The sequence below is a fragment of the Roseateles aquatilis genome, from assembly GCF_002205645.1.
Lineage (GTDB): Bacteria > Pseudomonadota > Gammaproteobacteria > Burkholderiales > Burkholderiaceae_C > Roseateles > Roseateles aquatilis.
In genome coordinates this window covers 60,363-79,085 of the sequence record NZ_NIOF01000002.1, presented here as the reverse complement: position 1 = coordinate 79,085, position 18,723 = coordinate 60,363, and the positions used below count along the sequence as shown (strand labels likewise).

The window sequence follows — 18,723 nt, the reverse complement described above, 5'->3', positions numbered from 1 at the left end:
ACTCCAGGCCATGGATCGTCCAGTCGTCGATGACTATCGTTCAAGCCATCGCAACTCGACGAGACCACGACCATGACGACCGCATTCCTCACAGGCTGCTCCACGCGAGTGGCCGGGCCTGACGTCCCGTTCACTTCCGTTTGAGAGGGCCCGCCATGAAGCCCTTGAAGCCTCTGCATCTGGCGAGCGCCGCGCTCATTCTGTTCGCGGTCACATGGATCTCCGGTTGCGCGACGCGCGCCGCGCCCCGCCCCATCGAGATCACCCCGCGTTTCCTCCCCGATGTCGAGCGCTCGGCCCGACCGCACAAGCCCGGACAGGATGCACCGACCATTGCGCTCGTCCTCGGCGGCGGCGGGCTGCGAGGTTTCGCGCACCTGGGGGTGATTCGAGCCTTGGAGGAGTCCGGCATTCAGCCCGACATCGTGGTCGGCACCTCTGCCGGAGCGGTCGTCGGCGCGGCCTATGCGAGCGGCCTGTCTCCCAATGAAATCGAAACCATCGCGCGCAACGTGAAGCTGTCGTCGCTCATCGACCTGACGGTCAGCGCCAGTGGCCTCATGCGCGGGGACAACATTGCGCGGTGGATAGACACGGTCACGTCGGGCAAACGCATCGAGGCCTTTCCACGTCGATTCGGCGCGGTCGCCACCGATCTTCGAAGTGGACAAGCGGTTCTGCTCGACAACGGATCGCCCGGCGTGGCGGTGCAGGCATCGGCCGCGGTGCCAGGTGTGAACGTGCCCGTCGCCTACCCGGGCGGCCACTTCGTCGATGGCGGCATCACCAGCCTGGTCCCGGTGCGTTTCGCGCGAGCCATGGGCGCCGATGTCGTGATCGCCGTGGACGTCTATTGCGCCGATTCCGGCGGCGACGGGATGGGGGCGGCCTCCGTGCTGCTGCGAGTGATGCGGACCCAGAGCTGCCTCATCGCCGCGCCGGAAATGGCCGAGGCGGATGTCCTGATCGCGCCAAAAATCCACGTCTCTAGCCTGTCCGCGCAGGACGAACAGGAGAAGGCGATCTGGACGGGATATCGCGCCGCGCTGGCCGCGCTGTCGGGCATCAAGTCGCGGATGAAGGCGCCGTCTCCCGCTGCGCGCGAGGAGTCCGCTAGTTCCTTGGTTTCGCGCAGCAACTCTGAAAGAACGCCTCGGCGCTCTCCTCCACCGCCTGCCACTTTTCAGGGGACATCTCGCGCCGATATCTGTCCATCAGACGCTGATAGCCCACCAAACCGTTGCCGCCCTTCTGCCTCAGCAACTTGAAGATCACCACGTCATACATGACGCTCTTGGTCATGTCCCGTTCGGTCACATAGTCACTCGAATAGACACCCGACAACGCCCCGATCGCTTCGACATCGCCCCGTCGAGCAGCGGCATCCAGCAGTCGAATCGCCTTCTCGCTCCAAGCCCTGACCAGAGGGTCGTCATTGCGCATTTCAAGGTCGTCGATCTGGCCGTTGGGTCCCGCCGTCAGCCACTCCAACGCCGCGCCTGGCACCTGCTGCTCAACCGCCCGTTCCAACCATTGCAGGTGGTCGCGGCGCTGCTCGGCGGTCAGCGCAGAGCAGTCAACGAATCGTCCTTCGCCGAGTCGAACTTCGGTGTCGGATATGTCGAGCGCAGGATTTCGGCGCCGCATGTCCTCCCGGCTTTTGCACAATTGAACGGCTTTGTGCGCCGCCAGAAGATCCCTGCAGTCGGCGCTGTCTGAGGCTTCCTTTATCCAGTCATTTGTCTTTCGGACTGTCAACGCTGGTCGAATGCGCCGATCTGAAGTGCTGGCTCCATTCGATTTGAGCGCAGGCTGGACCGTCGGGGCAGAGGGAGGGGAAAACGCCGGCGAGGTCGGCGACTCATCCCGCGGCGAGCGGATATCGAAGCCCATGAAGTAGAGAACGCTTCCAGCGCCGAGCACGATCGCCAGTCCAATTCCCAGACCTTGTTTCATGGGAGGGATGAAATCAGGAAGGTGCGCATGCCAACGATCTCGCTCGGTCATGCGAGCGCTTCCGCGAAGGACGTTGCACTCTATCCGAGCACCGGCATCGCCAATTGACCTTCCCTCCCACCCGGCTTCGCGCTCTCCCCGTGGCACCCTCCCCGCGCAGCGGGAACAATGCGCCGCATGCCCGCCCTCTTCCATCCCCACCCATGACCGTCGCTCCTCCCCGCAACGGCGGCGACTGGCCGCTCGACGAGATCGTCGCCGGCCTGCGCGCCGCGCGCCAGGATTGGCGCGAAGCCCATCGCCAGCATGAGCCCCGCGGCCGCGAGCTGCCGTCCGTCGAGCTGCTGGACGAGATCGTCCAGGGCCTGCGCGGCGTGCTGTTCCCGCTGCGGCTGGGACCGCCGTCGCTGCGGCCCGAGGCCGAGGACTACTACATCGGCCACTCCCTGGACACGCACCTGCAGGCGCTGCGTCAGCAGGTGCTGCTGGAGCTGGGCTCGGTGGCCGGCGGCGCGCCCGACGCGCCGGAGGTGGCGGAGCGCGCTACCGCGATCACCACCGACTTCGGCCGCTCGCTGCCCCAGATCCGCCGCCTGCTGGACGCCGACGTGCTCGCGTCCTTCGAGGGCGACCCGGCCGCGCGCAGCGTCGACGAGGTGCTGCTCTGCTACCCCGGCATCGAGGCCATGATCCACCACCGGCTCGCGCACCAGCTGTACGCGCTGGGCGTGCCGCTGCTGGCGCGCATCGTCGCGGAGCTGGCCCACGGCCGCACCGGCATCGACATCCACCCCGGCGCGCGGATCGGCGCCGGCCTGTTCATCGACCACGGCACCGGCGTCGTCATCGGCGAGACCGCCGTGATCGGCGAGCGCGTGCGCATCTACCAGGCGGTCACGCTCGGCGCGCGCAGCTTCCCCAAGGACGAGCAAGGGCAGATCCGCAAGGGCGCGCCCCGCCATCCGGTCGTCGAGGACGATGTCGTCATCTACGCCGGCGCCACCATCCTGGGCCGCATCACGCTGGGCCGCGGCTCGGTCGTCGGCGGCAACGTCTGGCTGACGCGCAGCATCCCGCCGGGCAGCAACATCAGCCAGGCCAGCTCGCAGAGCCAGGCACCCGGCGAGATCTAGGCGAAACATGACTGGCAGGGCCTATCCGGCGGGCGAGATGCGACGGACCGGATCTGGCGGGCGTGAACTGATGGACGCGCACTGACGGTCCACGCCGACGCGGCACCGCCGTCAGCGCGCCGGAGATCGCCCGCCCGACTGCTCGGAACCACGCAGCACTGCTGGATTCCGCGCAGTGCCCATGCGGCGACGACGCCGGCCGCGCCCCTCCGCGGCCCGCATCCGGGCCTGGCGCGGTCACTTCCGGCATGGCCTGGAAGTTGCGACAAGGGCTCGATGCCCGGCTTCATCGGGCAGCACAGACTGCCCGATGCCCGCCTCCCCATCGCCGCTCTGGCGAAGCCTCCTGCTCTATCGAGAGATCCCCCGCCACTTCACCCTCACCGCGCTGCTGTTCCTGCTGGGCAACATCGCCTTCGCCGCCCAGCAATGGCTGGTCGGGCGGACGGTCCACGCACTGGAGGTCGGCGCCGCGGACGGTGCCCGGGCCGCGCTGGACGGCGTGCTGCACTGGTCCGCCTGGCTGCTCGGCGCGGCACTGCTGCGCGGCGTGCTGCAGTACGGCGCCGGCCTGTCGTCGCTGATCAGCGGCCAGCAGTTGCTGACGCTGCTGCGCGAGCGCATCCTGGTCCAGGTCCAGCGGCTGGACCTGGGCTATCACTGGCGTCACGGCGTCGGTGAGCTCGTCACCCGCACCACCCGCGACGCCGACAAGCTGCGCGACGCGCTGATCAACTTCTGGCGCCAGGTCTTCGAGCTGACGCTGGTCGTCACCGCCACGCTCGCGGTGCTGGCCTGGTACCACCCCGGCCTGGCCATCGTGCCGCTGCTGCTGATCGGCATCGCCGTCACGCTGTTCCTGCGCCAGACCGATCACCTCGTGACGCTGGACCGCGCCGTCGGCGCCGCCTACGACGAGGTCAACCAGGAGCTCTCCGAAGGCGTCAACGGCGTGCGCGTCATCAAGTCCTTCGTGCTGGAGGGCCAACGCGCCGACCGCTTCGAGGCGCAGATCGCCGTCTTCATGCGCCAGGCCACCGCCGCCCTCGCCTATGCCTGCGCCCGCGTGCCGGTGCCGCAGGCGGTGGTCGCGCTGGGCCAGGTGTGGATCCTGGTCTTCGGCCTGCATCTGGTGGAGACCGGCCGACTGCACCGCGGCGAGCTGGTCGCGGCGCTGCTGATGGCCAACGTGCTGATCTTCCGCGCCGAGGGCGTGGGCCGGGTGATGCAGATCTTCGCGGACGCGCGCTCGTCGGCGGCCCGCATCTGGGAGCTGCTGGACGCCGAGCCCGCCATCCACGGCGGCACCGCCACGCTGCCGGACCGGCCGCTGGGGTTGGCGCTGGACGGCGTCGGCGTGCGCGCGCCGGGCGGCTCGACGGCGATCCTCGACGGCTGCGCCCTGTGCATCGCGCCGGGCGAGGTCGTCGCGCTGGTCGGCGCCACCGGTGCCGGCAAGAGCACGCTCGTGAGCCTGCTGCCGCGGTTGCTGGACGCCGACACCGGCCACTTGCGCCTGGGCGACGACACCACCGGCTGGACCGATTTGCGCGACCTGCGCCTGGACGCGCTGCGCCGCGCGGTGCAGGTCGTGCCGCAGGAAGCCTTCCTGTTCTCGGACACGTTGGCCGCCAACCTGAAGCTGGCGGCGCCACACGCCGACGACGCCGAGCTCCAACGCGCGCTGCACATCGCCTGCGCCGACGAGGTCGTCGAGCGCCTGCACGACGGCCTGCGGACACGCGTCGGCGATCGCGGCATCACGCTGTCCGGCGGCCAGCGGCAACGCCTGGCCCTGGCGCGCGCCCTGCTGGCCCGACCGCGCCTGCTGGCGCTGGACGACGCCACCAGCGCACTGGACGCGCTCACCGAGCAGCGCGTGCTGGGCCGCCTGCGCGCGCTGCGCCGCGAGCCCGGCGGCGGCACCACCGTCCTGATGGTGGCGAGCAAGCTCTCCACCGTGCTGCAGGCCGACCGCGTGCTGCTGCTGATCGACGGACGGATCGCGGCCGAGGGCCGCCATGACGACCTCACCGCCCATCGGGCCTATCGCGAACTGCTGGGGCTGGACTGATGGCACGCGCCGACATGCGAGGACAACGACCGCTGTCCGACATCGAACTCGAACAGGCGCTGGCGCGCAAGGCGCTGGACCGCGGCATGTTCTGGCGGCTGCTGCCGCTGCTGCGACCGGTGCGCCGGGCGCTGGCGGCGGCGGTGGCGCTGGAGGCGCTGCTGGTGGGCGCCGTCTTCCTGCGGCCCTGGTTCGTCGGCCAGGCGCTGGACCACGCGCTGGTGGCGGACGGCTCCGGCTGGCGCGTCGACGCGCGGCTCGCGGCGCTGCTGGGCGCGGGCATGGCGCTGACCTGGATCGCGCGTTTCGCGATCTCGGGCGCGTCGCAGTACCTGGCGGGCAGGTCGGCGCTGCGGGTGCTCAATGCGCTGCGCATGCGGGTCTACCGGCATGTGCAGACGCTCAGCGTGCGGTTCTTCGACAAGACCAAGGCGGGCCGGATCATCTCGCGCGTGGACCGCGACGTGGACGCGCTGGAGCCGCTGCTGATCCAGGGGCCGCCGGAACTGCTGTCGGCGCTGCTGCGCTGCGTGGTGGCCGGCGTGTTGATCCAGGCGATCTCGCCGACGCTGTTCCTGGCGCTGGCCGCGGTGGTGCCACTGCTGGTGCTGGGCATCTGGGGCTTCAAGCGGATCTCGCAGAAGAACTGGGGCCTGGTGGCCGAGGCGCGGGCGCGTTTCACCGCCCACCTGGTCGAGACCGTCGCCGGGGTGCGCATCCTCCAGCAGACGGTGCAGGAAGAGAGCAACCGCCACCGCTACCGCGCGCTGCTGCAGGACTTCAACCGCACGCTGATCCGCGGCAACCGCAAGTCGGGCTGGTTCCTGCCCTACACCGCGCTGCTGACCAGCGCCGGCATGGTCCTGCTGCTGGCCGGCGGCGCGCGCGAGATGGGCGGCGGCGCGCTCACCTTCGGCCAGATCGTGCAGTGCCTGTTCTACGTGCAGCTCTTCCTGGGGCCGCTGCAGGAGCTGTCGGACCTGCTGGAGCGCTACACCAGCGGCGCGGCGTCGGCGCAGCGCATCTTCCTGCTGCTGGACACCGACGCCGAGGTCGCCGATCCACCGCGCCCCCGGGCGCTGGGCGCCGTGCGCGGGGACATCCACTTCGACGCCGTCGACTTCGCCTACGAGCCCGCGCGCCCGGTGATCCGCGGCCTGGACCTGCGCATCGCGCCCGGCGAGGTGCTGGCCATCGTCGGGCCTACCGGCCACGGCAAGAGCACGCTGGTGCAGCTGCTGACGCGCTTCTACGACGTCGACGGCGGCACGGTGCGGCTGGACGGCATCGACATCCGCGCGCTGCCGCAGCAACAGCTGCGGCGCCACGTCGGGGTCGTGTTGCAGGAGAACATGCTGTTCTCCGGAACCATCCTGGACAACCTGCGCCTGGCGGCGCCCGCGGCCGACGACGCCGCGTTGATCGCCGCCGCGCGCGACCTCGGCGCCGACGCCGTCCTGGAGCGCCTGCCGCTGGGTTACGCCACGCAGGTCGGGCCGATGGGCGGGCAACTGAGCCAGGGCCAGCGCCAACTCGTCTGCCTGGTGCGCGCCTACCTGGCGGACCCGGCGGTGCTGGTGATGGACGAGGCCACTTCGGCCGTCGACGTGCAGACGGAGCGCCGCATCCAGGCGGCGCTGCGGCGGCTCTGCGAGGGCCGCACCGCGATCATCATCGCCCACCGCCTGGCGACGATCCGCGACGCCGACCGCATCGCCGTCATCGAGCAGGGCCGCATCGTCGAGCTCGGCCCGCATGCCGCGCTGATCGCGGCGCAGGGGCCTTATGCGCGCCTGTACCGTGCTTATGAGCAGGCATCCTTCGGCGACGCCGCCATCGCCGCCGCCTCCACCACGGTCGACACCGACACCGACGGCGGCACGGGCGTCGCCACGGATGCCGTGACCCACGGCGGCACGGCCGTTGCCATCGCCGTCACCACGCTCGCAGCCACGCCCGCACTCGACGATCCGTCGCACGGCGCCGAAAGCAGCCCCGCGCTGGCCTGAAGCCAGCAGCGGCTGCTGATTTCCACGCGACCGGAACGCGCCCGCCGGGCGCGGATGCCCGGAATGCCCCATCAACACGGGCTTGCCGGGCCCGCGGACCCTGGCACGGTTCTGGCAATACGGGTCTTGTCACCGCCATCACAAGGACACCGCCATGAGCACCCCGACCTCCACCGTCGACACCGTCTGGTTCACCCGCTGCCCGGTCCCCACCGCCACCGGCCTGGCGTATCGCCTGGGCTGGCTGGAGCAGGACTTCGCCCGCGACGGCATCCAGCTCAAGACCCTGCAGGAGACCGGTGGCGAACTGGCCCGCCACCACTACGACCACGAGCTGACCACGCTGGTCCGCGAAGGCGGCAACCTGCTCGCCATCCCGGCCCGTGCCCAGGGCGCGCCGACGCGGCTGGTCGGCCTGACCTGGATCGACGAGTTCCAGGCCATCCTCGTGCGGCCCGACTCCGACATCAGCCGCCCCGAGCACCTGCGCGGCAAGCGCCTGGCGCTGCCGGCCTTCCGCCCCGCCGACCTGGCACAGAACCGCCGTGGCCGCAGCATCGCGCGCGGCATGAGCCTGCAGGGCTACAAGGGCGCGCTCAACGCGGTCGGCCTGTCGCTGGACGACGCCCACCTCGTCGAGCTGCCGCCGGCGCCGCCGCGCGAGGGCGATCTCGGCCACCTCGCGGGCGCGCCGCTGGGCGACGGCCAGCCGCGCCCCCAGGACCTGGGCACCGGCCTGTGGGAAGGCATCCATCCGCTGCTGCGCGGCGAGGTGGACGCGGTCTACGTCAAGGGCGCCGCCGCGCTGGAAGCCGCCGCGCGACTGGGCGCGAAGATCGGCATCGACCTGGACCAGTTGCCGGAGAAACGCTTCCGCGTCAACAACGGCACACCGCGCCCGATCACCGTCCACCAGTCGCTGATCGACGACCACTTCGAGCTGCTGGTGCGCTTCCTGACGCAGACGCTGCGCGCCGCCGAATGGGCCAAGACCCACCTCAAGGAAACGCTGGAGATCCTGCAAGGCGAGACACGCGCCGGCAGCGAGGGCGTGGCCGGCGCCTACCGCAACAACTTCCACCTGACGCTGGCGCCCGACCTGTCGGCGGAGCGCGTGGCGTTGTTCCGGCAGCAGAAGAACTTCCAGCTCACGCACGGCTTCCTGGACCGTGACTTCGACTTCGACGCCTGGATCGATCCGCGCCCGCTGGCCGCCGCGCACCGCCGCCTGGCCGAGCTGCTGCCGATCGCCGCCTGAATGAACCGTCCCTCTCCGATGTCCGATCCCGATCCACTCCGCCGCGCGCTGCTGCGCCACGGCTGGTCCGCCGGCGCCGCCGGCCTGCTCGCCGGCGGCGGCCTGCTGAGCGCCTGCGGCGAGCGCAGCGCCAACGCCAACGCCAACGCCAACGCCAGTGCGGCCTCCTCCTCCGGCGGCACCGCCGCCACTTCGGCGACGCCGGCCGTGGAAGGCCAACCCCGCCGCAGCAGCGGTGCGGTGCACTTCGGCGTGATCGAGACCGGCCAGGCCGGCAACCTGGACGCGCACAAGCCGGTGGGCAGCGGCGCTTTCCGCGGCTGGGCGCTCTACGCCAAGCTGTGGGAATGGGGGCTGGACGGCCTGCCCACGCTCGCGCTGGCGGAAGAAGCGCAGGTCAACCGCGACGGCACCGAGTGGACGATCCGGCTCAAGCCCGGCCTGGAGTTCCACCACGGCAAGACCATCGACGCGGACGACGTCATCTTCTCGCTGCGCCGCCTGACCGATCCCGCGCTGGCCTCGCCCTACGCGGCCTACCTCTACTCGCTGCGGCGCGACGAGGTCCGCAAGCTCGACGACCGCACCGTGCGCATCCCCTTCGCCAAGGGGCAAGGCCTGGTGGCGCTGGCCGAGTGCTGGATGAGCTGGGGCGGCATCGTCCCGGTCGACTATCACCCGGTCACCAACGTCGTCGGCGCGGGTCCCTACCGGCTCAAGAGCTTCACGCCGGGCCAGCGCTCGGTCTTCACCCGCTTCGACAACTACTTCAAGCCCGGCCAGCCGTGGTTCGACGAGGTCCACATCCACGACTTCGCCGACCAGACCGCGCGCCTGCAGGCGCTGCAGGCCGGCCAGATCGACATCGCGCCGGGCATCGCCGCCGAGCAGTTGCAGTTCCTGGAGCGGGACCCGCGCTTGCGCGTCGTCGCATCCCAGACCGACGCCTGGCAGTCGCTGGACATGAACCTGTCCAAGGCCCCCTTCGACAAGCCCGAGGTGCGCCGCGCCTTCCGCCTGATCGCCGATCGCCAGGAGCTGGTGGACCGCGTGCTGCAGGGCCGCGGCCGCGTGGCCAACGACCTCTACTCGCCCGGCGACCCGGTCTACGACCACGACATCCCGCAGCGGCGACGCGACCTGGCCGAGGCGCGCCGGCTGCTCGCGCAGGCCGGCTATCCGAACGGCCTGGACGTCGAGCTGGTGACGCCGGGGTCGAAGGCGGCGCTGGTCTTCGCGCAGCAGGCCAAGGCAGCGGGCGTCACGGTCACCGTCAAGCAGGTCGACGCCTCCACCTTCACCGGCCCCAACCGCGCCGGGTGGACCTTCAGCACCGGCGCCGGCGTGTCGCGGCCTTTCCTGCTGACCGTGCAGCAACACGACGGTCCACGCGCCGCCAACAACAAGACCCACTTCCGCGATCCGCGCTTCGGCGAGCTGATCACCGCGGCGCTCGCGCAGGCCGATCTGGAGCAGCGCAAGGCGCTGGTCCACGAGGCGCAGCGCATCCAGCACGACAGCGGCGGGCTGCTGATCTGGGGCTTCGCCGACGTGCTGGACGCGGTGTCGACACGCATCGGCGGCGTCACGCCCGATCGCACCGGCTTCGCGGCCTGGCGTACCGATCGCATCTGGCGCCTGGAGGACGCGTGATGAGCCACGCCGCCGGACATCATCCGCATCCGCACGCGAACCCGCTCACCCACGGACCGCAGGGCCCTCACGGCTCGCCAGGCTCGCACGCCGGCAAGGACGCGCGGCACGCCCCGGGCCGTCCCAGGCGCCACGGCCACGGCGGCGGCGCGCGCCGCCATTCGGCGTCATCGCCGTGGCTGCGCCTGCCGCCGTGGGCCCCGTGGTTCCTGGGCCGCCTGCTGACGGGATTGGGCGTGGTGGTCGCGATCTCGATCGTGGTCTTCGTCTCCACGCAGGCGCTGCCGTCGGACCCGGCCCGCATCATCCTCGGCCCCGAGGCCAGCGAGGCCACCATCGCGGTGCTGCGCGAGCAGCTCGGCCTGAACGGGCCCATCGTGCTGCAGTACCTGCATTGGGCCGGCCAGATGCTGTCCGGCGACCTGGGCCGGTCCATCGATTCCAACGTGCCGGTCGGCGAGCTGATGCGCGCGCGCTTCGCCAACTCGCTGCTGCTGACGGCCTGCGTGACCTTGACCGCGCTGCCGATCGCGCTGGTGCTGGGCGTCGCCCTGGCGCTGCGCCGCGACCGCGCGGGCGACCGCCTGGCCATCGCCGCGCTGGTGCTGCTCAAGGCGGTGCCCGGCTTCGCGATCGCGATCGTGCTGGTGCTGCTGTTCTCGACCTCGGTCTTCAAGGTGCTGCCCGCCGCGTCGCTGCTGGACCCCGACCGCGACCTGCCCTCGCAATGGCGTTACCTGGTGCTGCCGACGGCGACGCTGGCGCTGTCCGTCGCGCCCTACCTGCTGCGCCTGGTGCGGGCCTCGATGATCGAGGTGCTGGAGTCCGACCACGTCGCCGCCGCCCGCCTGCGCGGCATCCCGGAGCGGCGCATCGTCTGGCGCCATGCGCTGCCCAACGCGCTGATCCCGGCCATCCAGGGCGTGGCGATGACGCTGCGGGTGCTGTTCGGCGGCGCGCTGATCGCGGAGGTGGTCTTCAGCTACCCCGGCATCGGCAGCACGCTCAACGCCGCGATCGAGATGCGCGACATGCCGATGATCCAGGCCATCGTGCTGGTAATCACCGTCGCCATCGTCGCGATCAACCTGGCGGCCGACCTGGCCACCGTCCTGCTCACGCCGCGCCTGCGCACCGCCGGCCGCATCAAGGCCCGATCGCCCGGGCTGCGCCATGCGCTGCGGCTGGGTCGCGGACATCACCGCCCGAGGTACGCCCGATGAGCGCCATCCCTTCCGAGGTTCAGCCGCCCCTCGCGGCCACCGCGCCCGCCACCGTCCCCGGGGCCACGACGCCACCGGCACCGGCACCGGCACCGGCACCGGCACCGGCACCGGCACCGGCAATCGTGGCCGCACCCGCCATCGCCACGCCGCGCGCCGGGGGCGCACCGTCCGCCCCGGTGGCTTCGGTCCCGGCGCGCCGCGCCTTCTGGCGCCTCGCCCTGGCGCAGGGCCAGGTGCGCGTGGGCCTGATCGCGACGCTGCTCGTGGTCGGCCTGGCGTTGCTCGGGCCGTGGCTGGCGCCGCACGAGGCGACCGCGCTCGTCGGACCGACCTACGGCCCCGCCGCGCCGGGCGCGCCGCTGGGCCATGACTTCCTCGGCCACGACGTCTGGTCCCGGCTGCTGGCCGGCGGCCGGTCGGTGGTGTGGATGTCGCTGGCGACATCGGCGCTCGCGCTGGCCGTGGGCACGGTGCTGGGCGTGCTGGCCGCCTATGCGCGCGGCAGGCTCGACCAGGCCATCGTATGGACGGCCGACGTCTTCCTGGCCTTCCCCGACCTGATCCTGGTGCTGCTGATCGTGTCGATGCTGGGCCGCGGCCACGGCCTCGTCGTGCTGACGGTGGCGCTGGCCTTCGTGCCGGGCGTGATCCGGCTCGCGCGCGGCGTCGCGCTGAACGTGGTGCGGCAGGAGTTCGTCGAGGCGGCCGAGCTGCTGGGTTACTCCCGCCGCCACATCGTCCTGCGCGAGGTCCTGCCCAACATCGCCACGCCGCTGCTGGTGCACCTGGGCGTGATGCTGACCTGGGCGGTGGGCATGCTGTCCGGGCTGGCCTTCCTGGGTTACGGCGTCGCGCCGCCGGCCGCGGACTGGGGCCTCATGATCAACGAGAACCGCGCCGGCCTGCTGGTACAGCCGCTGGCCGTGGCCGCGCCGGTGCTGCTGGTGGCCGTCTTCGCGCTCGGCGCCAACCTGCTGGCCGAAGGCGCCGGCCGCGCCGCCGCACGGATCGAGGAGCGCTGAGCATGTCCGTCGCCTTCACCGTTCACGATCGGCCGGAGTCCTCGCATCGCGGGTCCGTGGAGACGCCTCCCGGGCTCGCGTTCGACGCACCGGTCGACGCGCCGCCCGAAGCCGCCGTCGATGTCGACGCCGCCGCCGGCCCGGCCCTTCGCGCGTCCGTCGACCCGGCCGGCGCCTCGGTCGGGACCGGCGACGAGCGCCCCGTGGACAGCGCCATCGACGGCGCTTCCACCGCGCCGCTGCTGGAGGTCTCCGGCCTGCGCGTCGAGCTGCCGTCCGGCGCCGACATCGTCGGCGACATCTCGCTGCGCATCGCGCCGGGCCGCGTGCTGGGCCTGGTCGGCGAGTCCGGCTCCGGCAAGAGCACCATCGCGCTCGCGCTGCTGGGCCATGCGCGCGACGGCGCCCGCATCACGGCGGGCCGGGTGCGCGTCGCCGGGCACGAGCTGCTGGACCTCGACGCCGACGCATTGCGACGCCTGCGCGGCAGCCTCGTCGCGCACGTGGCGCAGGACCCGGCCGCGGCGCTGAATCCGCTGCGCCGCATCGGCACGCAACTGCGCGAGGTGCTGGAGATCCAAGAGCCCGCGCTCGCCGCCGACGCTCGCGAGGCGCGCGTGCTGCAGGCGCTGGAGGATGTGGGCCTGCCGGCGGAGACCGGGTTCCTGCGCCGCTTCCCGCATCAGCTTTCGGGCGGTCAACAGCAGCGCGTGCTGCTGGCGCTGGCCTTCGCCACCCGGCCGCGCCTGATCGTGATGGACGAGCCGACCACGGCGCTGGACGTCACCACGCAGGCCAAGGTGCTGCTCACCGTGCGCGAGCTGTGCCGCCGCCACGGCGTCGCCGCCGTCTATGTCTCCCACGACCTGGCGGTGGTGCGCAACCTGGCGGACGAGGTGGTGGTGCTCTACGCCGGCCGCATCGTCGAGCAGGCGCCGCTGCGGCAGCTCTTCGACGCGCCTCGGCACCCCTACACGCAGGGCCTGCTGGCCGCGATCCCCGACGTCGCCGAGCGTCGCCCGCCGCGGCCCATCCCCGGCCAGGCCCCGGCGCCGGGCCATCGCCCAGGCGGCTGCGCCTTCGCCCCGCGTTGTCCGATCGCCCGCGACGACTGCCACGCGGTCGCGCCAAAGCTGGAGCCCGCGACGCCCGGGCGCGTCCTGGCCTGCCACCACGCCGACGCCGGCCCCGCCTTCCACCGCGGCGTGGTCGACCGGGTGGCGACAAGCCCGGCCGCATCGGCACCGCTGCTCGAAGTCGAACGCGTCAGCGCCTGGTACGGCGACCGCCAGGTGCTCTTCGAGGCCAACCTCTCGCTGGCGCCCGGCGAGTGCCTGGCGCTGGTGGGCGAGTCCGGCTCCGGCAAGACCACGCTGGCGCGCGCGCTGGCGGGCATCGGCGAGCAGGCGACCGGCACCTTGCGCTACGCCGGCACCGCGCTGCCACTGAAGTCGCGCCAGCGTCCCGCCGACCAGCGCCGGCAGGTGCAGTACATCTTTCAGAACCCGTACCGCTCGCTCAACCCGAGCCACACCGTCGGCGAGACGCTGACCACCGCCGCGCGGCACTTCTTCGGCGGCGACGCGGCGGACACACGGCGCCGCGTCGACCAGGTGCTGGCGCAGGTCGCGCTGCCGGCATCCACCGCCGGCGCTTACCCGCGCGAACTGTCCGGCGGCGAGCGCCAGCGCGTCGCCATCGCCCGGGCGCTGATCTGCGAGCCGCGGCTGCTGATCTGCGACGAGGTCACCTCGGCGCTGGACGTGTCGGTGCAGTCGACGATCCTCGACCTGCTGGCCCGCCTGCAACGCGGCGGCCTGGCGCTGCTGTTCGTCACCCACGACCTGGGCGTGGTGCGCGCGATCGCGCAGCGCGTGGCCGTGCTGCGACACGGCGTGCTGGTCGAGCAAGGTCCGGTCGAGCGCGTGCTGGACGACCCGGCCGAGCCCTACACGCGGCAGTTGGTCGTGGACTCGCCGTCGCTGACCGCCGAGTCCCGACGCCTGCCCCCACGGCGCCAATACCGCTTCGCCACATGAGCCACGCGATGCGTCCCCTCCCGCTTCACGCCGCGCCCGCCCCTCCGCGCGGCGACGGCCCCTGCCAGGCGCAGGGCCGCGGCGGCATCCGCTCGCACCGACACGCGGCGATGCCGGCCGTCGTCGCCGTCCCGGCCGTCGCCACGAGCGCCATGGCCGCGGGCCTGCCACCCTGAATCATCCGATCCCATCGAGCTTCGACACCATGACCGCCTCACTCTCCACCTCGTCTCCCGCCGCCACACCGCGCGCGCGCCGCCTCGCCACCGAGGCCGAGGCGCTGGCCGCCGCGCGGCAGGCCGCCGACGCCATCGCCGAGATCTCCGCCGATCCGGCCCAGAACGACCGCCTGCCGCTGCGCCAGGCCGAGATCCTGTCCCAGTCCGGCGTGACCGCCATCGCGCTGCCCAAGGAGCTGGGCGGGCTGGGCGCCTCGGTCGCGACCATCGTCGAGACGGTGCGGCTGATCTCCGCCGCCGACGGCGGCGTCGGGCAGCTGCTGCAGATCCACAACGTCATGATCCGCGGCGTCGGCGTCGGTTTCGCGCCGACGGTGCGTGACCGCCTGGTCGCCGACATCCTCGACGGCAAGCGCTTCGGCAACGCGCTGGCCGAGGTCGGCGGCAAGAACAAGTTCGATCACAAGACCTTCGCCGAGCGCCAGCCCGACGGCCGACTGATCCTGAACGGCAGCAAGTTCTATTCGACGGGCTCCTACCTGGCCGAGTGGATCTCGCTGAGCGCCGGCTCCACCGAGGGCCCGATCAACATCCTGCTGCACCGCGACACGCCCGGGCTGGAGCTGGTGGACGACTGGCGCGCCTTCGGCCAGCGGCACTCGGTCAGCGGCACGGTGCGCTTCAACGGCATCGTCGTCGACGAGCGTTTCGTGCCGCGCCGGCCGCAAGGCCCCGGCGGCATGCCGCGCACCGGCCTGACCTGGCCGCAGATCCTGCATGCCGCCATCGACACCGGCATCGCGCGCGGCGCGCTGGACGCCGCCATCCATCATCTGCGCCACAACAGCCGGCCATGGGTGGACGCCGAAGTCGAACACGCGGCGCAGGAGCCGCACATCATCAAGACCATCGGCGAGTACGCCGTCGCCGTGCGCGCCGCCGAGGCGCTGCTGCGCCATGCCGCGCAGCGCTTCGACGAGCACCGCGTCGACCCGGACAGCAAGCCGCTGCAGGACGAGCTGATCCTGGCGGTGGCCTCCGCGCGCGCGGCGTCGGACGACGCCTCGCTGCGCATCTCCAGCGACATGTTCGCGCTGCTCGGCGCCAACTCGTCGCTGGCCAAGTGGAACCTCGATCGCTTCTGGCGCGATGCGCGCGTCCACACCACACACGACCCGATCCGCTGGCGCCTGCACCACGTCGGCAACTACTACCTCAACGGCGTGGACCCGGCGGAGTACGGCGCCGCGCTGCGCGAGCGGCGGCAGAACGCCGGCACCACCGCGGCGGGCGCGCCATGACTCGCTCCCGTCGCCTGCCCGCCGTTCCTCCGATGAGCGCCATGCGATCGGCTTCACGAGCGACGCGCATGGGCGGATCCCTCGGCCGCTGTCCGCGCTGTCGTGGCTGTCGCCCCTGACACGCCCGCCCTCCTCCCAGCCTCCCCGGATCGCCCGCACGACGGCGCAGCACGCTGCGTTGCGCCGCCGCATGCCCAAAACAACAGGCTTACCGTTCATGTCCACGTCCCGTTCCACCACCGTTCCCGAGCGCCGGCCCACGCTCGGCTCCACCTCCACCGCCGAGATCGGATCCACGACCGCGCGTGACCGCTTCCCGTCGGCGCCCGCGCGTCCGCTGCTCGCGTTGCTGATCGCCGCCACCTTCTCGCCCGGCCCGGCGTCGGCCCAGACCGTCGCCGAGGCCAGCACCGCCGCGCAGGCGGGCAGCACCGCGACCGGGGGTCTCGACGCGGTCGTCGTCACCGGCACGCGCCGCATCGGCACCACCAGCCTGGACGCGCCCGCGCCGGTCGACGTGCTCACCGCCGAGACGCTGGAGCGCACCGGCGCCGCGGACCTGTCGCGCGCGCTGATCAGCCTGTCCCCGTCGTTCAGCGCGCCGTCGACGCCCAACGGCGGCTTCGCGTCGTCGATCCCCGCCGGCGCGTCGCTGCGCGGCCTGTCGGCCGACGAGGTGCTGGTGCTGATCAACGGCAAGCGCCGCCACGTCGGCGCCAACTTCACGCGGCAGACGCTGGCCGGCGGCCGCGGCGCCGCCGCCGTCGACCTGAGCCTGATCCCCGTCAGCGCCATCGACCGCGTCGAGATCCTGCGCGACGGCGCCGCCGCGCAGTACGGCTCCGACGCGATCGCGGGCGTCATCAACATCGTGCTCAAGTCGCAGGACAGCGGCGGCGGCCTGGCCTACCGCTGGGGCGGCCTGTCCCACGAGGACCGCGGCGGCGAGCAACACACCCTCAACGGCTGGAAGGGCCTGGCGCTGCCCAACGACGGTTTCCTGACGCTGTCCTTCGACGCCGGCAAGAAAGCCAAGGCCAACAACACCCGTCCGGACCCGTCGCTGCCGGTGGGCCATCCGTTTCGCGACTGGGCCTTCGGATCGCCGCAGTTGAAGGACCAGCTGAACGTGGTCGCCAACGCCGAGCTGCCGCTGGGCACCGACACCGCGCTCTACGCCTTCGGCACCTACGGCCAGCGCCAGAGCATCGGTGAGAACTTCTACGAGTCCAACACCGCCAACTCGGTGCTGGCGCGCTCGGTCTTTTTCCAGCAGCGTTTCCCGCAAGGCCGCATCCCCATCAACGTCTACGACCTGGACGACGCGGCGCTCAACGTCGGCGCGCGCCACGGCAGCGCGCGCGCCGGGCAATGGGACGCGGCGCTCAACATCGGCCGCAACACCGTCAAGTCCACCGACCGCAACGCGATCAACCCCAGCTACGGCCCCGACTCGCCGTCGACGATCTACACCGGCAGCCGCGAGAACACGCAAGCCAACGCGACGCTGGACTACAGCCGCGATGTGGACGTGTCCTGGCTGGCCGGTCCGCTGACCATCGCGGCCGGCGCCGCCTATCGCTGGGAGCGTTACGTGCTCGAAGCCGGCGACCCGCTGGCCTACACGCGGGGCCCGTTCTACAACCCCAGCCAGGTGCCGGGCGTCGGCGTGCCGGGGCTGTATTCCGGCATCACCGACCAGGACGCGCGACGCCTGTCGCGCAAGGTCGGCGGCGCCTACGTCAGCGCCGAGGGCCAGGTCACCGAGCGGCTCAACGTCGGCCTGGCGCTGCGCAGCGAGCACTACTCGGACTTCGGCGCCACCACCAACGGCAAGGTCTCGCTGCGCTACGACTTCACGCCGCGGATCGCGCTGCGTTCCACCGCCAGCAACGGCTATCGCGCGCCGTCGATCGTGCAGTTGGGCTACTCGGCCTTCAGCGTGCAGACCGCCACCGTCAACGGCCAGCCGGTCGACGTGCAGCAGCGCACGCTGCTGCCGGGCAGCCCCATCGCCAACCTGATCGGCGGCACGGCGCTGCGGCCGGAGAAGTCGAAGAACGTGTCGCTGGGCCTGGTCTGGCGCCCCAGCGCGGAAGCCAGCGCGACCATCGACCTCTACCAGATCGACATCGACCAGCGCATCGCCCTGTCCGAGAACCTGACCACCGCCGCGCTGCCGGCGCTCACGCCCATCCTGTCGCCCTTCGGCATCAACAGCGCGGCCTTCTTCACCAACGTGCTGGACACGCGCACGCGCGGCGCGGAGCTGACCGGCAAGTACCGCCTCGCGCTGGGCGCCGGCGGCCGCCTGGACCTGAACGCCGGCTACGCCTGGAACCAGACCCGCATCACCCGCGCCCGCGACGTCGCGACGGCCTCCGGCGCGGTGATCCCGTCGACGCTGATCGTCGGCCGCAACACGCGCGGCCTGATCGAGGAGATCACGCCCCGGGACAAGCTGGTGCTGGGCGCCGACTGGCACCAGGGCGCGTGGTCCGTCAACGGCGGCGCGCGCCGCTACGGCAAGTGGACCAACCGCGCCACCAACGCGCTGGACGACAAGACCTACGGGGCGCAATGGGTCGTCGACGCCGAGGTGGCCTACCGCTTCGACGGCGCGCTGCGCGGCCTGACCCTGGCCGTGGGCGCGATCAACCTCTTCGACAGCTACCCCGACGAGAACCCGACCGTCGTCGCCAGCACCGGCCAACCCGCCACCGGCAGCGGCGCCATCACCAAGTACAGCTTCAACTCGCCCGAAGGCGGCCTGGGCACGCAGCTCTACGCCCGCCTGTCCTACAGCTTCTGACGCGGCCCGCGCCGGCCGCCCCGGGCGGCCGCGCGGTCCCCGCCGACCCCCACAAGGAACA

At 72.0% G+C, this 18,723-nt stretch carries 11 protein-coding genes; all 11 read left to right on the top strand.

Annotated elements, in window-relative coordinates; translation table 11 throughout:
- Positions 1-155 precede the first annotated feature (155 nt).
- The 11 genes from CDN99_RS05805 (at position 156) to CDN99_RS05755 (ending at position 18,662) form a co-directional block, all read left to right on the top strand.
- The gene (locus CDN99_RS05805; RefSeq protein ID WP_088383581.1) at positions 156-1,268 is read left to right on the top strand and encodes a patatin-like phospholipase family protein; all 1,113 of its coding nucleotides are present in this window, start codon (positions 156-158) and stop codon (positions 1,266-1,268) included.
- Positions 1,269-2,159: 891 nt separating this feature from the next.
- Positions 2,160-3,089, top strand: a complete 930-nt coding sequence (gene epsC / locus CDN99_RS05800; RefSeq protein ID WP_088383579.1) for a serine O-acetyltransferase EpsC — start codon at positions 2,160-2,162, stop codon at positions 3,087-3,089.
- A 310-nt stretch (positions 3,090-3,399) separates the two neighbouring features.
- Positions 3,400-5,163 carry an ABC transporter ATP-binding protein gene (locus CDN99_RS05795; protein ID WP_088383577.1) on the top strand — a complete coding sequence of 588 codons (1,764 nt, stop codon included), beginning with the start codon at positions 3,400-3,402 and terminating at the stop codon, positions 5,161-5,163.
- Between the two features lie 14 nt (positions 5,164-5,177).
- The gene (locus tag CDN99_RS05790; RefSeq protein WP_202820236.1) at positions 5,178-7,172 is read left to right on the top strand and encodes an ABC transporter ATP-binding protein; all 1,995 of its coding nucleotides are present in this window, start codon (positions 5,178-5,180) and stop codon (positions 7,170-7,172) included.
- A 154-nt stretch (positions 7,173-7,326) separates the two neighbouring features.
- Complete coding sequence (locus tag CDN99_RS05785) at positions 7,327-8,430, top strand: ABC transporter substrate-binding protein (protein WP_088383573.1); 1,104 nt, start codon at positions 7,327-7,329, stop codon at positions 8,428-8,430.
- Positions 8,431-10,083, top strand: a complete 1,653-nt coding sequence (locus CDN99_RS05780; RefSeq protein ID WP_202820235.1) for an ABC transporter substrate-binding protein — start codon at positions 8,431-8,433, stop codon at positions 10,081-10,083.
- Positions 10,083-11,306 carry an ABC transporter permease gene (locus CDN99_RS05775; RefSeq protein ID WP_088383569.1) on the top strand — a complete coding sequence of 408 codons (1,224 nt, stop codon included), beginning with the start codon at positions 10,083-10,085 and terminating at the stop codon, positions 11,304-11,306. Before CDN99_RS05780 ends, CDN99_RS05775 begins: the two co-directional genes overlap by 1 nt.
- The gene (locus CDN99_RS05770) at positions 11,303-12,331 is read left to right on the top strand and encodes an ABC transporter permease (protein WP_088383567.1); all 1,029 of its coding nucleotides are present in this window, start codon (positions 11,303-11,305) and stop codon (positions 12,329-12,331) included. The genes CDN99_RS05775 and CDN99_RS05770 overlap by 4 nt, the downstream gene beginning before the upstream one ends.
- A gap of 2 nt (positions 12,332-12,333) precedes the next feature.
- Positions 12,334-14,370 carry a dipeptide ABC transporter ATP-binding protein gene (locus CDN99_RS05765; RefSeq protein WP_193531690.1) on the top strand — a complete coding sequence of 679 codons (2,037 nt, stop codon included), beginning with the start codon at positions 12,334-12,336 and terminating at the stop codon, positions 14,368-14,370.
- A gap of 205 nt (positions 14,371-14,575) precedes the next feature.
- Complete coding sequence (locus tag CDN99_RS05760; protein WP_088383565.1) at positions 14,576-15,850, top strand: acyl-CoA dehydrogenase family protein; 1,275 nt, start codon at positions 14,576-14,578, stop codon at positions 15,848-15,850.
- Between the two features lie 217 nt (positions 15,851-16,067).
- Positions 16,068-18,662, top strand: a complete 2,595-nt coding sequence (locus CDN99_RS05755) for a TonB-dependent receptor plug domain-containing protein (RefSeq protein WP_088383563.1) — start codon at positions 16,068-16,070, stop codon at positions 18,660-18,662.
- The last annotated feature ends 61 nt before the right edge of the window (positions 18,663-18,723 follow it).

Bases quoted from the DNA above. Each gene is read 5' to 3' on its own strand.
- CDN99_RS05805 (WP_088383581.1), top strand. From the start codon at position 156: ATGAAGCCCTTGAAGCCTCTGCATCTGGCGAGCGCCGCGCTCATTCTG.
- epsC (WP_088383579.1), top strand. From the start codon at position 2,160: ATGACCGTCGCTCCTCCCCGCAACGGCGGCGACTGGCCGCTCGACGAG.
- CDN99_RS05795 (WP_088383577.1), top strand. From the start codon at position 3,400: ATGCCCGCCTCCCCATCGCCGCTCTGGCGAAGCCTCCTGCTCTATCGA.
- CDN99_RS05790 (WP_202820236.1), top strand. From the start codon at position 5,178: ATGCGAGGACAACGACCGCTGTCCGACATCGAACTCGAACAGGCGCTG.
- CDN99_RS05785 (WP_088383573.1), top strand. From the start codon at position 7,327: ATGAGCACCCCGACCTCCACCGTCGACACCGTCTGGTTCACCCGCTGC.
- CDN99_RS05780 (WP_202820235.1), top strand. From the start codon at position 8,431: ATGAACCGTCCCTCTCCGATGTCCGATCCCGATCCACTCCGCCGCGCG.
- CDN99_RS05775 (WP_088383569.1), top strand. From the start codon at position 10,083: ATGAGCCACGCCGCCGGACATCATCCGCATCCGCACGCGAACCCGCTC.
- CDN99_RS05770 (WP_088383567.1), top strand. From the start codon at position 11,303: ATGAGCGCCATCCCTTCCGAGGTTCAGCCGCCCCTCGCGGCCACCGCG.
- CDN99_RS05765 (WP_193531690.1), top strand. From the start codon at position 12,334: ATGTCCGTCGCCTTCACCGTTCACGATCGGCCGGAGTCCTCGCATCGC.
- CDN99_RS05760 (WP_088383565.1), top strand. From the start codon at position 14,576: ATGACCGCCTCACTCTCCACCTCGTCTCCCGCCGCCACACCGCGCGCG.
- CDN99_RS05755 (WP_088383563.1), top strand. From the start codon at position 16,068: ATGTCCACGTCCCGTTCCACCACCGTTCCCGAGCGCCGGCCCACGCTC.